At 71.4% G+C, this 13,481-nt stretch carries 13 protein-coding genes; 3 read left to right on the top strand and 10 right to left on the bottom strand.

Annotated elements, in window-relative coordinates:
* Window positions 1-3 precede the first annotated feature (3 nt).
* A complete protein-coding gene (locus ABZ855_RS20075) occupies window positions 4-933 on the bottom strand; it encodes a diiron oxygenase (protein WP_360808559.1) in 930 nt (309 codons plus the stop codon).
* Between the two features lie 73 nt (window positions 934-1,006).
* Between ABZ855_RS20075 and ABZ855_RS20070 the strand changes: the two genes are divergently transcribed.
* Window positions 1,007-1,960, top strand: a complete 954-nt coding sequence (locus ABZ855_RS20070; RefSeq protein ID WP_360808557.1) for a hypothetical protein — start codon at window positions 1,007-1,009, stop codon at window positions 1,958-1,960.
* Here ABZ855_RS20070 and ABZ855_RS20065 read toward each other — a convergent pair.
* From ABZ855_RS20065 to ABZ855_RS20040, 6 genes are all read right to left on the bottom strand, one after another.
* Window positions 1,941-3,407: a penicillin-binding protein 2 gene (locus ABZ855_RS20065; RefSeq protein ID WP_360808555.1), complete on the bottom strand. Its 1,467-nt coding sequence runs from the start codon at window positions 3,405-3,407 to the stop codon at window positions 1,941-1,943. The two genes, ABZ855_RS20070 and ABZ855_RS20065, sit on opposite strands and share 20 nt — an antisense overlap.
* A gap of 62 nt (window positions 3,408-3,469) precedes the next feature.
* The gene (locus ABZ855_RS20060; RefSeq protein WP_360808553.1) at window positions 3,470-4,888 is read right to left on the bottom strand and encodes an FtsW/RodA/SpoVE family cell cycle protein; all 1,419 of its coding nucleotides are present in this window, start codon (window positions 4,886-4,888) and stop codon (window positions 3,470-3,472) included.
* A 41-nt stretch (window positions 4,889-4,929) separates the two neighbouring features.
* Window positions 4,930-5,481 carry an SH3 domain-containing protein gene (locus ABZ855_RS20055; protein ID WP_360808551.1) on the bottom strand — a complete coding sequence of 184 codons (552 nt, stop codon included), beginning with the start codon at window positions 5,479-5,481 and terminating at the stop codon, window positions 4,930-4,932.
* A 66-nt stretch (window positions 5,482-5,547) separates the two neighbouring features.
* Entirely contained in the window at window positions 5,548-6,852 is a 1,305-nt protein-coding gene (locus ABZ855_RS20050; protein WP_360808549.1) for a HAMP domain-containing sensor histidine kinase, read from the bottom strand.
* Window positions 6,849-7,607 carry a hypothetical protein gene (locus ABZ855_RS20045; protein WP_360808547.1) on the bottom strand — a complete coding sequence of 253 codons (759 nt, stop codon included), beginning with the start codon at window positions 7,605-7,607 and terminating at the stop codon, window positions 6,849-6,851. The genes ABZ855_RS20050 and ABZ855_RS20045 overlap by 4 nt, the downstream gene beginning before the upstream one ends.
* A gap of 128 nt (window positions 7,608-7,735) precedes the next feature.
* Window positions 7,736-8,242: a dual specificity protein phosphatase family protein gene (locus ABZ855_RS20040; RefSeq protein ID WP_360808545.1), complete on the bottom strand. Its 507-nt coding sequence runs from the start codon at window positions 8,240-8,242 to the stop codon at window positions 7,736-7,738.
* A gap of 125 nt (window positions 8,243-8,367) precedes the next feature.
* On the opposite strand from ABZ855_RS20040, the gene ABZ855_RS20035 reads away from it, so the two are divergent.
* Window positions 8,368-9,171, top strand: a complete 804-nt coding sequence (locus ABZ855_RS20035; protein ID WP_360808543.1) for a nuclease-related domain-containing protein — start codon at window positions 8,368-8,370, stop codon at window positions 9,169-9,171.
* 70 nt (window positions 9,172-9,241) lie between these two features.
* Here ABZ855_RS20035 and ABZ855_RS20030 read toward each other — a convergent pair whose 3' ends face one another.
* Entirely contained in the window at window positions 9,242-9,958 is a 717-nt protein-coding gene (locus ABZ855_RS20030) for a hypothetical protein (protein WP_360808541.1), read from the bottom strand.
* Window positions 9,959-10,006: 48 nt separating this feature from the next.
* Window positions 10,007-10,876: a non-homologous end-joining DNA ligase gene (ligD, locus tag ABZ855_RS20025; protein WP_360808539.1), complete on the bottom strand. Its 870-nt coding sequence runs from the start codon at window positions 10,874-10,876 to the stop codon at window positions 10,007-10,009.
* Window positions 10,877-10,932: 56 nt separating this feature from the next.
* Here ligD and ABZ855_RS20020 point away from each other — a divergent pair, with 56 nt between their 5' ends.
* Window positions 10,933-12,066 carry a Ku protein gene (locus ABZ855_RS20020; protein ID WP_360808537.1) on the top strand — a complete coding sequence of 378 codons (1,134 nt, stop codon included), beginning with the start codon at window positions 10,933-10,935 and terminating at the stop codon, window positions 12,064-12,066.
* A 30-nt stretch (window positions 12,067-12,096) separates the two neighbouring features.
* Here ABZ855_RS20020 and ABZ855_RS20015 read toward each other — a convergent pair whose 3' ends face one another.
* On the bottom strand, window positions 12,097-13,398 hold the full coding sequence (locus ABZ855_RS20015) for a beta-ketoacyl-[acyl-carrier-protein] synthase family protein (RefSeq protein ID WP_360808535.1): 1,302 nt from the start codon (window positions 13,396-13,398) through the stop codon (window positions 12,097-12,099).
* Window positions 13,399-13,481: the final 83 nt, after the last annotated feature.

Genomic DNA, 13,481 nt, shown 5'->3' with positions numbered 1-13,481 from the left:
AACTCAAGCGAGCAGCCCCGATGCCTTCCACAGGCGTCGTCCGACACCCCGTAGGACCCCGATGTCGTCCAGGAAGTCCGTCAGTTTCTGGGCGCCGGTCTGCATGACCTCCCGTCGATGCCCGCTCGCGCGGACCTGGGCGACCGCCTCCGCCCTGTCCAGCCCCACGTTCGCGTAGACCTCCGGATTGACGAAGGCGACCGAGAAGACGCGGGCGAACTCGCCGGAGGTGACCCGGGTGTACTCCTGGGACCACCTGGGAGCCGTCATCATCTGGCGGCGCAGCTCCTCGCGGGCGTAGCGGACATGGCGGGACTCCTCCACCACATGGATCCTCGTCACGCCCCTGACCAACGGCTGCACCCGCTCGTCCGGGAACGTCAGCCGCTGCATCCAGTCGAGGACCTCCTCGCCCAGCAGGGTCGCCGTGAAGGAACCGGGTGTGGTGGACACCGTCTTGAAGAAACGGCCCAGGTTGTGGTGCGCGCGGCTCACCGGGTAGTACGGCGTCCCGCCACGGCTGATCAGCCGGGCGAACATCTTCGAGTGACGGCACTCGTCCTCGATCTCCGTCAGGGCGTAGCGGACGTGCGCGCTCGTCGCCGCCTTGTCGTAGATGTGCCGTACGAGGAGCTGCATCAGGATGATCTCGAACCAGATGCCGAGCGAGGCGAGCGCCGCCAACTCGTGCCGGGAGAGCAGGAGGCGCTGCTCCTCGCTCATCCGCTTCCACATCGGGGTGCCGTACAGGGAGACCAGTTCGGGCGGCCAGAACCACTTGCCGTCCTCGAAGGGGGCGTCCCAGTCGAGTTCCCTGTCCGGGTCGAAGGAGTGTTTGGCGGAGGCGTCGAGCAGCCGCTCGGCCACCTGTTCCCGGTCCTTGAGCACGCCGAGCGCGTCGCGGAGTATCTCGGCTTCCGTCACTGTCGTCACAGTTCTTATGAGACCGCTTGTCAGCAAGTCGGTCAATCCCCTGGGTGTAACCCAGGTGCAGTAGCGTGCTGGCGTGTCCACGACTCCGCCGCCCCAGCCGCCCGACCGCAACCCCTATGGCCCGCCTCCGACTTCGGGACCGTACGGCCAGCAGCCGCCCCCGCCGCCGTATCAGGCCCCGCAGCAGCCGGGCCCCTATGGTCAACAGCAGCCGGGTCCCTACGGCGGCCAACAGCAGCCGGGGCCCTACGGTCAGCAGCAGCCTGGTCCGTACGGTCAGCAGCCGGGGCCGTACGGCCAGCAGCCGCCGCCCGCGTCCCCCTACGGGCAGCAGCCCTACGGCGCCCCCGCCCCCGCGCCCTGGGGTGCCCCGCCCCCGCCGGCCAAGAAGAGCAAGGTCGGGCTGATCCTCGGCATCGTCGGCGGTGCCGTCGTACTGACCGTGGCGGCCGTGGCCGGCCTGTACTGGTTCAGCGTGAAGTCCGACACCGGCTTCCCCGAGGCCGAGTACAAGCTGACGCTCCCGCAGAAGGTGCTCGACGAGAAGTACGAACTCGCCGGCGACCTCTCCCGCTCCCAGGGCCAGGCCATCGAGAACGAGGCCGACGGCGCCTGGGACGCCCGGGACACCAAGGCCGTGGTCGGCCAGTACAGCCTCGGCGGCGACCAGGCGAAGGGCACGCTGGTGATCTCCGGCATGTACGGACGGTTCAAGAACACCGCCCTCGCCCGCGACAACATGATGAAGGGCGCGGCCGGCGGCGAGGGCGCCAAGCTCGCCGTCGAACCCCAGGACTTCAAGCCGGCGGGCTCCGACGTCACCGTCACCTGCGAGGTACTCATCCAGACGGAGCTAGGTACGGACATCACCATGCCCGTCTGCGGCTGGGTGGACGGCAACACCGGCGCCTCCATCGCCGAGATCACCGCAGAATCGGTCACGAGGAAGCCCGACCAGGTGGACCTGGCGGCGGCCGCCGAGACCGCCGCCAAGATCCGCGGCGAGATCAGGAAGCCGATCGGCTGAGCACCGACTCCATCACCGCCCGCGCGATCGGCGCCGCCACCCCGCCCCCGCTGATGCCCGTACGGTCGGCGGACGCGTCCTCGACCACCACCGCGACGGCCACCGTCGGCTCGACCTCCCGTTCGCCCTGCGCCCAGGAGACGAACCAGGCGTACGGGGTACCGGAGTTGCCGACGCCGTGCTGGGCGGTGCCCGTCTTGCCGCCGACCGTCGCGCCGGGGATCGCCGCGTTGGTGCCGGTGCCCCGCTCCACGACGTCCCGCATCAGCTCGCGCATCCGTACGGCGGTCGACGGCTGCATCGCCCGGAACCGGCTCCGCACCCCCGGCGTGGCAACTGTCGTGCCGTTGACGTCGGTTGTCCGCTCCACCAGATAAGGGGACGGCACCTGACCGCCGTTGGCGACCGCCGCCGAGACCATCGCCATCTGGAGCGGAGTGGCCCGCGTGTTGTACTGGCCGATCGCGGACAAGGCCAACTGCGCCCTGTCGACGTGCCGGTCGAAGGTGCTGCGCGCGACCGAGAAGGGGATGCGCAGCCCCGGGTCGTTGAACCCGAAGCCGGCCGCGGTGGCCGCCAGGTCGGTCACGCCCACGTCCACGCCCAGCTTGGCGAAGACCGTGTTGCACGACCAGGCGAACGCCTCCCGCAGCGAGACGTCCGCACACCCGTCACCCTCGTTCGTCAGCACCGTGGAGGTACCGGGGAGGCGGTACGGGTCGGGGGAGCGGGTCGGCTCGTCCAGATCGGTGACCACCCCCGCGTCCAGGGCCGCCGCCGCCGTGACCACCTTGAACGTCGAACCCGGCGGATAGGTCTGCCGCACCGCCCTGTTCAGCATCGGCTTGTCCGGATCACCGTTCAGCCGCCGCCAACTCTGTTTCACCGAGACCCTGTTGCCGGACAGCGCCGCCGGGTCGTACGAGGGCGAGGAGACCAGGGCCAGGATGCGTCCGGTCGACGGCTCCACCGCCGCCACCGCGCCCTTGCGCCCGGCGAGGCCCTCGTAGGCGGCCTGTTGGGCGGCCGGGTCGATGGTGGTCACCACCTTGCCGCCCGGGTTCCGGGCACGCGTCACGTCGTTCCACAGGGGGAACGGCGCCAGCAGCGGATCGGTGCCCGACAGGATGGCGTCCTCCGCGTGCTCCAGGAACGTCGTGCCGTACACCTGGGAGGAGAAACCGGTGACCGGGGCGTACAACGGGCCGTTCTTGTACGTCCGTTCGTAGCGAAGCTGCTCCCCGGTGTCGGTGGACCCGGTGACCGGCCGGCCGCCGACCAGGATGGCGCCGCGCGGCTGGCCGTAACGGGCGATCACCTGGCGGCGGTTGGCCGGGTTGTCGTCGTAGCGCTCGGCCTGGACGACCTGGACGCGGGTGACGTTGACGAGGAGAGCCAGGAGAAGCAGGGCGCAGAAGACGGCGGCGTGCTTGATGCAGCGGCTCATCTGCCGTGGTTTTCTTGCCCGTTCGGGCTGTTGTGACCTGGTCCGGGCTTCGGGTTGTCTTGTCATCGCGTGGGCTGCCCGTCGTCGTCCTGGTGCCGGCGGCGGGCCGAGTCGCTGATCCGGATCAGCAGTGCCACGATGATCCAGTTGGTGACGACGGACGAGCCCCCCTGCGCCAGGAAGGGCATCGCCATGCCGGTGAGCGGGATGAGGCCCGACACCCCGCCCGCGATGACGAACACCTGCAGGGCCACGATCGAGGCGAGGCCGATGGCGAGCAGCCGCCCGAAGGGGTCACGGAGGGAGAGGCCGGCCCGGTAGCCGCGCTCCACCAGAAGGGCGTACAGGATGACGATCGCGGAGAGACCGGCGAGCCCGAGTTCCTCGCCCGCCGTCGCCAGGATGAAGTCGGACTTGGCCGCGAAGCCGATCAGGATCGAGTGGCCGAGACCGAGGCCGGTGCCGAGGACCCCGCCCGCCGCGAACGCGAACAGCGACTGGGAGAGCTGGTTGGGGCCCTGGCCCGCGTCGATCGTCGCGAACGGGTGCAGCCAGTCCTCGACGCGGCTGTGGACGTGCGGTTCGAGGGTGCCGACGGCGAACGCGCCCAGCGCGGCCAGCAGCAGCCCGACCGCGATCCAGCCGGTGCGGCCCGTGGCGACGTACAGGAGGACCACGAAGAGGCCGAAGAAGAGGAGTGAGGTGCCGAGGTCGCGCTCCAGGACGAGCACACCGACGCTGAGCAGCCAGATCGCGACGATCGGGCCGAGCACCCGCCCGGTGGGGAGCTGAAGACGCCGCAGGCCCCAGATCCGGCGGCCGGTGTACGCGAGCGCGCCCCGGTTGGCGGCGAGGTACGCGGCGAAGAACACCGCGAGCAGCACCTTCGCGAACTCGCCGGGCTGGATGGAGAATCCGGCGATCCGGATCCAGATGCGGGCCCCGTTCACCGACGGGAAGAAGATCGGCAGGGCCAGCAGTACGAGGGCGGCGGTCACACAGACGTACGCGTACCGCTGGAGGACACGGTGGTCGCGCAGTGAGACGACGACCACGATGAACAGCGCGACTCCGACCGTGGACCAGACGAGTTGGGCCGGGGCGGCCCGGTGCCCGGGTGTCTCCAGGTCGAGCCGGTGGATGAGGACCAGGCCGAGGCCGTTGAGCAGTACGCCGATCGGCAGCAGCAGCGGATCGGCGCAGGGGGCGCGGCGGCGCACCGCGAGATGGGCGAGGAGCGCGAGAACGCCGAGCCCGGCGCCGTGACCGGCGGCGCCGGGTGGGACGGTGCCGTTCCTCGCGAGGCCGACCGCGCAGTAGCCGTACACACAGAGGAGGACGGCGACGACGATGAGGGCCAGCTCGATGCCACGGCGCCGGGGGACGCGCGGAGCGGGAGCGGAGGGATCGGCGGGCTCCGAGAGCCAGGGCTTCGGGGATTCCTCGTACTCCGCCGCCACGGTGGTTCCGGGCTTCGTCATGTCCGGAATCTACCCAAAACGGATGACAAATGGTGCGCAGGTCAGCAGAAGCGCGGTGCCGCGCCGATGTTGTTGATGTAGCGGGCCGCGCCCCAGGCCCAGGTGCCGTCCGTGAGGAGGTACCAGAGCGAGTTGCCGTCGACGTTCTCGCCGCCGACCTTGCAGAAGATGTTGACGATCGCGCCCTGCGGGACGACTCGGATGATGGCGCTGCCCCGGTTCGGCGCGCTGCGCAGCCGCAGTCCGCCGACGGCGGTGACGACACCCCGGTAGGGACCGACGGCGCTGCTGGTGCCGCTGTTGTTGTGCTGGCCCCAGTCGCCGTTGTTGCTCTGCTGCTGCTGGCCGTTGTTCTGCTGGTTCCAGCTGTTGCCGTTCGGGTTGCTCTGATTGTTCTGACTGCTCTGGTTGTTCTGGTTGTTCTGGTTGTTCTGGTTGTTGTTCTGTTGCTGCTGGTTCCAACTGTTGCCGTTGTTCTGCTGGCCCCAGTCGTTGTCGGCGGGACTCGCGAGTGCCGGGCCGATGGCGGCGGCGGAGAGCGCGGTGGTGGCGACGGCTATACCGAGGCGGGTCAGGGTGGTCCGCGATGACATGTGGGCTCCTTTGTCCGGACGAGCTGACTAACCGCCACGCTAGGAGCGGGTCGTGTAAGGCGCCCGTCACGCTGGGCCGTTGGTGGCGAGCCCCCGTGATTCGGCCAGCGTGAGTGTCGCCAGGGCGCCGCCGCCCTCGCTCTCCGGCACGTTGGCGAAGACCAGCCGGGCGCCCAGTACCTCCGCCTGGCCCAACGCGATCGTCAGCCCGAGCCCGTGTCCGGTCGCCCCGCCCTCCGTACGGAACCGCTGCGGCCCGTGCTCCACCAGGTACTCCGGATAGCCGTCACCGTGGTCCCGCACGCTCACCACCGGCCCGTCGACGGTCAGCGTCACCGGCGTACGGCCGTGCCGGTGGGCGTTGGCGACCAGGTTCCCGAGCACCCGCTCGAGCCGACGCCGGTCGGTGTCCACCAGGGCGTCACGGACGACGACGATCTCGGTGTCGGCCCCGGCGGCCCCCGGGTCCCGCGCACCCCGTACGGACCGTACGACCCGTTCGGCGAGGGCGCCCAGCGCCTCGGTGTCGACCTCCAGCCGCTCCTTGCCCGTGTCCAGCCGGGAGATCTCCAGCAGGTCCTCGGTGAGGGTCCGCAGCGCGGCGACCCGGTCCCGGACCAGCTCGGTCGGGCGGCCGGGCGGCAGCAGTTCGGCCGCCGCGTGCAGCCCGGTGAGCGGGGTGCGCAGCTCATGGGCCACGTCGGCGGTGAAGCGCTGCTCGCTGAGCAGTTTGCGTTGCAGCGAGGCCGCCATCGTGTCGAGGGCGGCGGCGACGGCGGCGACCTCGTCCGGCGAACGGCTCGGGTCCTTCGTACGGGGGTCGCCGACGCGGGCGTCCAGGTCACCGGCGCTGATCCGGCGGGCCACCTGCGCGGTCGCGTGCAGACGGCGGCTGACCCGGGTCACCGCGAACGCGCCGACCAGCAGCGTCGCGCCGATGGCGAGACCCGACGACCACAGGATGGCCCGGTCGAGGCCCTCGATCGTCCGGGCGCTCTGGGAGTAGTCGAGGGCCACGGCGAGCGCGTGCCCGCCTTCCGCCGGGCCGGCCGCCCACATCGTCGGCACGCCGTCGTGGTCGGTGACCATCGTGCCGCGCTCCCCGGCCGCCGCGAGCGCCCGCAGCGGCTTCGGCAGCCCCTCGGGATCGATCCCGGCGCGCGGCCGGAGCGCGTCCCCGGCCTCGTAGGCCGACGTGGCCTCCACGAGCCGGGACAGGGCGCGGTCGCGGGCCTGGTCGACGGTCTGGTGGGTCACGGAGACGTGCACAAGGACGCCGAGCAGGGCGGCGAGGGCGCAGCACATCCCGGTGATGAACAGCGCGGCCTTGGCGGCGAGAGTGCCCGCCCAACCGGGCAGCACGGCCCTCACCGGGGGCTCGCGGACGAGGACGCGGCGGGGGAGGAAGAGCCCAACGAGGAGGGGGCGTGCTTGGGTTTGCCGGTACGGAGGAACTCGTCCCTCGTGAGCAGCATCGCCTTCTGGTCGGCGTCCCAGGTCCACTGGGTGCGGTACTCGTACCCGGGGATCTGCGAGGGCGACCGGATGATCACGGCCCGGCCGGCCAGCTGCACGGCGGTCACGGCGTCGTCGTTCGCCATGATCTGCACCAGCTTGTGCCGCTGGAAGGTGTACACGCGTACGGCGGTCCCGTTGCCCGGCAGCAGCCGGAAACCGAGGGCCATGTCGTCGCGGCCGTCCCCGGTGAGGTCGCGGTAGTAGGCCTTGAGGACGGGACAGGCGCCCGCACCGGAACCGGCGCCGCTGCTCTTGGGGCCACAGGCCGCCATCCCGGCGGTCGTTCCGGCGTACGGGGGACTGTCGGCGGTGTACAGGTCGGGGTGCGCGGCGATCTCCGCCCGTACGACGGCCACCGGGTCGACCTTGTGGATGTCGTCGCCGGGGGCGGTGACGCCCCGTACGGTCTCGGTCTCGGCCTCGCCGTAGTCCCAGGCGGGGCTGGACGCGGCGGGCAGCTGGGGCCACAGCCGGGCGGGGCTGACGGCGGTCGCGGTCGGCCCGGCGCCGCGCAGCCCGCCGGCGTCGCCGCAGGCGGAGGTGAGGGCGGCGAGGGCCAGGGTGGCCAGGCAGGCGAGGGCGGCGCGGGAGATGCGGCTGGGAGTCAATGCGCTCCTGCTCCGGGCCGGGGAGGATGTGCGGGCGACAACCGGTCGGTCGCCCCGTACCCGACACTTTATTCGCACGGCGGACATGGCCGCCGGGTGGGTTGCTCCGCCCACTTTGCCCGCTCCGCCTATTCGGCCAGTTCCTCCAGCAGTCGGGCGGTGGGCAGGCCCGTCCGCAGATAGTCCACGAACAGGTCGTTGTGCAGGGCCCAGGGCGAGCGGCGGGACCTGATGAGACGGATCGCCTCGTCGACGGTGTGCCCGTCCCGGATCAGGGCGTGCGCGACGACGAGCCCCGACCGGTTGTAGCCGCTGTAGCAACGGACGAGCACCGTGCGCCCGTCCTCCTGCGCGACGCACGCGGCCTCGGCGAGCCGGATCACACCGGCGAGCTGGGTCCCGTCGAGCGGCCCGTCCGGAATGGCCCACACATGGTGCTCGACACCGGGATCGGGCCCGTGCCCCGGCATCCGCAACAGGGTGATGACCAGGTCGAACTCATCGTGCACGACGGCGAGTTCGAGCTCTCCGGGCCGCCTGGCGAACTCGTGTCCGCCCATCCACAAGCCTGGCACGATCTCGCTCCACGGCTCGCCCGGAGCCGGTACGTCGGGCTGGTTCCTGCGGGTCCGCAACTACGCCGCCTCCCCCACTCGGGGCAACCGACTCCGCCCCCAACTGTCTCCAAAGGTAACCGGCTTCTTGCCGTCGCAGCACCCCGCCTGTTCCCATGGGCGTGCGGGGATTGGGGTGATGGTGGATGAGCGGACTGCGCGTCGTACCGGCCTGGCGCCAAGGCCATGAGCGGCTGTACGTGTGCATGACGGACGGGCGCAGCATCGCCTGGTACGACCGTGAGTCGTCCCGGGTCAACCTGCTGAGCGAGGACCTCAGAGGGGACGTACTGGAGGCCCTGGGCCCGTTTCTGACCGGCCCGGTGACGGTGGGCCCGCCCCCGGTCCCGACCCCGGCGGAACTGGCCCGGCTGTCCCTCCACCCCGACGACGACCTGGCCCCGAACCGTCCGGGCGAGGCCCTCCAGATCGCCCTGGACCGCGACCCGGCCCCGCCCCACCGCCTCCGCCCGGACCCCAGGCGACGCGCCCTGACGGCGGAACAGGCGGTGGGCGAGGCCCTGGAGGCTTTGGAGGGCGCGGGCTGGCACACCCTGCACTCGCTCCCGTTACCCGGCGGCGACCGCATCCACCACCTGGTGATCGGCCCGGGCGGACTGTTCGCGGTGACCACCCTGTACGCCCGCAAGCAGCGTGTCCTGATCGCCGACCCGATGGTGACCCTGGGCCGCCGCGACCCCCACCCCCTGCTCCGCAGAGTCCGCGCCACCGCCGACCGCGCCTCGCACGCCCTGACGGCAGAGGTCCACCCGGTCCTGGCCCTGGCCGGCCCGGCCGACCTGAGATTCACGGTCCCCCTGAGAGAGGTCAGGGTCCTCCAGGACACGGAACTGCCGGGACTGGCGCGATTGGGGGGCGTACTGAAACCGGCGGACGTGGAGGCGCTGCATGCGGTGGCTCGGGATCGGGGGACCTGGGGGCGGGTTTAGGCGATGTCCTGTGCCGGACCTCGGGTCGGCCGAGCCGCCCGTTGCGCGGGCCCCAGCCAACGCCGGCGGGTTATCGAAGGTCCACCCACAGCGCCGAGGAGACCGCGCAGAGGTCGCCCCCCGCCGTGGCCAGGGCAACAGCCACCCGGTGCTTCCGCCCTTCCTCCGAGAGGACCCACGCATAAGACACGAGCCGGGTGGAAACCGGCACCGGTCGGAACAGTCGTGCCGTGAGCGAGGCAGTCACGGCCCCCTCTCGCAACGTCCCCCGCAGCCGACCCGCCGCGTTCCCGGGGCAGTCGAGTGCCCCCCACACCAGCTCCGCCCGCAGCTTCCCCTCCGCGTCGGCGAGTGCGGGCCCGGCCGTCCAGGCCGCGGCCACCAGATCCCGTCCCGGCACTCCTCCGCAGTGCTGGCGCAACCCGTTGTCGGGCGTGCGGTCAAGTCCGCACCCGAAGCAGTCCGTAGTCCCCTCCGGCGGAGCCGCGCGGTACGCCTCGGACGCCGCCGACGCCTCGTCCCAGGAAGGCGGTTTTGGGACTTCGAGGTCCAGTTCGTCGGGCGTGGCCACCGCGAGCACCCCCTCCGCACCAGTCAGCACGGCCCCACCGTCGGCGGTCTCCGTGAGCCTCACCGGTACCTCCACCGGGGTCGGCCGTCGGAAGTCCACCCGTACGGTCTTGGCCGCCGCCCGCCCGGCGAGCACCCCCGCTACGTATCCGCCGAACGCCACCCCGGGATATCCCCGCAGATGGCGGGGCACCGTGATCGTCTCGTTGTCGGTCATGGCGCCCACTCCATCACACACCCCCCGGTTGTCCGGGCCGAGCGGCGGTCAGTCGCGGTTCCGCAGAAGCGGTGCCAGCAGATCTCCGTACGACCCCAGCCGCCCCCCGATGTCCCCCGCCCCGAAAGCGAGTTGGGCCGGATCCGTGCATCCCGTCACCTCCTCCCACGTCACCGGTGTCGAGACCGTCGGCTCTCTGCGCGCTCGGAGCGTGTATGGCGTCGCCGTTGTCTTTCGGGCCGCGTTCTGGCTGTAGTCGACGAAGACCTTGCCCGGGCGCAGGCTGCGGGTCATGCGGTGGACCACCAGGTCGGGGAGGGCGCGTTCCGCCTCGACCGCCAGTTCCTTCGCGTACGCCGTGATCTCGCCGGACGGGGTTCTGGCCGCCGGCAGGGCCAGGAGGTGCAGGCCCTTCGAGCCGGACGTCTTCGCGTACGCCTCGATCCCGTCCGCCGCCAGCCGCCGCCGTAGCCAGAGCGCCACCTCGCAGCACTCCACGATCGTCGCCGGATGGCCGGGGTCCAGGTCCATGACCAGGCGGTCCGCCTCGCCGGGGGCGTCGATCAGCCACTGGGGGGTGTGGAACTCCGTGACCAGGTTCGCCGCCCACATCAGGGAGGGCAGGTCCTGGATCAGGACCATGCGCGCCGGGCCCTCCGAGCGCGGAACATGTGCCGTCGTGACCCAGTCGGGCGTACCCGGCGGCACGTTCTTGGCGAAGAAGACCTGGCCGTCGGGGCCGTCCGGATAGCGCAGGAAGGAGACCGGGCGGTCACGCAGATGGGGGAGGAGGGCGTCCGCGGTGGTGGCGTAGTAGTGGAGCAGCTCGCCCTTGGTGAAGCCTGTCGCCGGGTGGATCACCTTCTCCAGGTTCGAGAGGGCCACCCTTCGCCCCTCCACCTCCGTGATCGGCGTCATACGATGAGAATCCCACGAAAGCGGGGCAAAGCAACCTCCGGAGGAAGGTTCACCTCGTGCGATCCATATGGAACGGCGCCATCTCCTTCGGGCTGGTCAGCATCCCGATCAAGCTCGTGAACGCCACCGAGAGCCACTCGATCTCCTTCCGGCAGATCCACGTCGAGGACGGCGGCCGCATCCGCTATCGCAAGGTGTGCGAGATGGAGGACCGCGAGGTCCGGGGGGACGAGATCGGCAAGGCGTACGAGGGTGCCGACGGCGCGATGATCCCGATCACCGACGACGATCTGGCGTCACTGCCGCTGCCCACCGCCAAGACCATCGAGATCGTCGCCTTCGTGCCCAGCGACCGTATTGATCCGCTGCAGATGGACACCGCCTACTACCTCTCCGCGAACGGCGTTCCGGCCGCCAAGCCCTACACGCTGCTGCGTGAGGCGCTCAAGCGCAGCCAGAAGGTCGCCATCGCCAAGTTCGCCCTGCGGGGGCGGGAGCGGCTCGGCATGCTGCGGGTCGTCGACGACGTCATCGCCATGCACGGGCTGCTGTGGCCCGACGAGATCCGGGGCACGGAGGGTGTCGCGCCGGACGCGGGCGTCACCGTACGGGACCAGGAACTCGATCTCGCCGACGCCCTCATGGCCACCCTCGGCGAGGTCGATCTCGCCGACCTCCACGACGACTACCGCGAGGCCGTCGAGGAACTCATCGCCGCGAAGGCCTCCGGCGAGGAGGCACCGCACGCCCCGGCTCCGAGCGGTGGCGGCAAGGTGCTGGATCTGATGGCCGCGCTGGAGAAGAGCGTGCGGGAGGCCAAGGAATCGCGGGGCGAGACGGTTGCGGAAGCCGAGAGCGAGGAGGGCGCGGGAGAGAAGGGGGAGGGAGAGGTCAAGTCGCTGCGTGAGCGGCGTACGGCTTCCAGGGCGGCGCCCCGGACGAGTTCCCGAGCCACACCCAAGGCCGAACCGGGGAAGAAGTCGACCTCCACCGCGAAGAAGGCCACAGCGAAGAAAGCCACAACGAAGAAGGCCGCCGACGCCAAGAAGTCGACCGGCACCGCCAAGAAGACGGCGAGCAGCACCAGCAGGGCGAGCGGTACCAGCAAGGCCAGTACCGCCAAAACCGCCAGTACGGCCAAGAAGACCGCTGCCAAGAAGACCGCCGCCGCCCGTAAGCGTTCGGCGTGATCCCCCGCTTTCCCCCTATTCCGCCGCCCCCTACCCCACCCGCCGCAGCGCCAGCACCGCATTGTGCCCCCCGAACCCGAACGAGTTACTGAGCGCCAGATCCCCGTACCTGGGCAGCACACGCGGCCGACCCCGCACCACGTCCAGATCGATCCCCTCGTCCTGCTCCCCCTCCCCGCACCCGATCGTCGGCGGAATCGTGCCGTGATGCAGGGTCAGGGCCGTGGCCACCGCCTCCACCCCGCCCGCCGCGCCCTGGAGGTGGCCGAGGTGGCCTTTGAGGGCCGTGACGGGGACCGGGGTCGCGCCCAGTACGGTCCGTAGCGCGTTCGCCTCCGCCAGGTCGCCGTCCGGTGTGGCCGTGGCGTGCGCGTTGACGTGGATCACGTCGGCGGGGCGGCTCCCGGCGTCCCGCAGGGCGCGGCGGAGGGCGAGGGCCACGCCGGTGCCCGAGGGGTCCGGGGCCGCCATGTGGTGGGCGTCGGCCGACAGGCCCCAGCCGGCCGCCTCGCAGTAGACGCTGGCGCCCCTCGCCCAGGCGTGCTCCTCCGACTCCAGGAGCAGGAAACCGGCCCCCTCGCCGTTGACGAAACCGTCCCGGTCCCGGGCGAAGGGGCGGGACGGCAGCTCCCCGGCGGGGCGCGTCGACAGGGCGCGCATCGCGGCGAACGACGCCATGATCGCCGGGGTGACGACAGCTTCGGCGCCACCCGCGAGGGCGACGTCGACATGGCCGTACCGTATGCGGTCGATCGCCTGGCCGATCGCCTCCGTGCCCGACGCGCAGGCGCTGGTCACCGTGCGGGCCTCGCCGGTGATGCGCAGGTCCAGCGAGATCTGGGACGCCGCCTGCGACGGCACTGTCATGGGTGTGGTGAGCGGCGAGACCGCCCGGGGCCCCTTCTCGCGCAGTCGGCGGTCGCCGCCGACCAGCACCGACGCGTCACCCAGGATCGCGCCGACCGAGACCCCCACGCGGTCGGGGGACAGACCGCTGGCCTCCGTGCCCGAGCCGTCGAAGCCCGCGTCCCGCCAGGCCTCCCGCGCCGCCAGTACGCCGAACTGCGCGGCCCGGTTCATTCGGCGGGCCTGGGGGCGGGGGAGCAGAGCGGCCGGATCCACGGGGACCGTGCCCGCCGAGCGGACCGGCAGGCCGGTGAACTCCTCGCCGGTCAACTCCCTTATTCCGCACCGGCCTTCGAGGAGGCCCCGCCAGAGGTCGGGGACCCCGATGCCGAGCGGGGTGACCGCTCCCAGGCCGGTGACGACGACCCGGCGGGGAATCGGGTGCCCGGAAGGGCGGCGGGTGCGGCTGTCCGGCTCGGGGTGCATGACTGGGCTGCCTCCCGGGATGCGGCGCGGGACGGTCGGCGCACCTCAACTCTGCCCATGCCAGGGGCAATTCATGCCGAGTT

The organism is Streptomyces sp. NPDC047042, assembly GCF_040644035.1.
Classification (GTDB): Bacteria; Actinomycetota; Actinomycetes; order Streptomycetales; family Streptomycetaceae; genus Streptomyces.
This window is presented reverse-complemented; position numbering and strand designations above follow the sequence as displayed.

What these genes read in the sequence shown, in the direction of transcription:
- ABZ855_RS20055 (WP_360808551.1), bottom strand. Translation starts at nt 5,481, where the DNA reads ATGTCATCGCGGACCACCCTGACCCGCCTCGGTATAGCCGTCGCCACC.
- ABZ855_RS20060 (WP_360808553.1), bottom strand. Translation starts at nt 4,888, where the DNA reads ATGACGAAGCCCGGAACCACCGTGGCGGCGGAGTACGAGGAATCCCCG.
- ABZ855_RS20065 (WP_360808555.1), bottom strand. Translation starts at nt 3,407, where the DNA reads ATGAGCCGCTGCATCAAGCACGCCGCCGTCTTCTGCGCCCTGCTTCTC.
- ABZ855_RS20030 (WP_360808541.1), bottom strand. Translation starts at nt 9,958, where the DNA reads ATGACCGACAACGAGACGATCACGGTGCCCCGCCATCTGCGGGGATAT.
- ABZ855_RS20035 (WP_360808543.1), top strand. Translation starts at nt 8,368, where the DNA reads ATGAGCGGACTGCGCGTCGTACCGGCCTGGCGCCAAGGCCATGAGCGG.
- ABZ855_RS20015 (WP_360808535.1), bottom strand. Translation starts at nt 13,398, where the DNA reads ATGCACCCCGAGCCGGACAGCCGCACCCGCCGCCCTTCCGGGCACCCG.
- ligD (WP_360808539.1), bottom strand. Translation starts at nt 10,876, where the DNA reads ATGACGCCGATCACGGAGGTGGAGGGGCGAAGGGTGGCCCTCTCGAAC.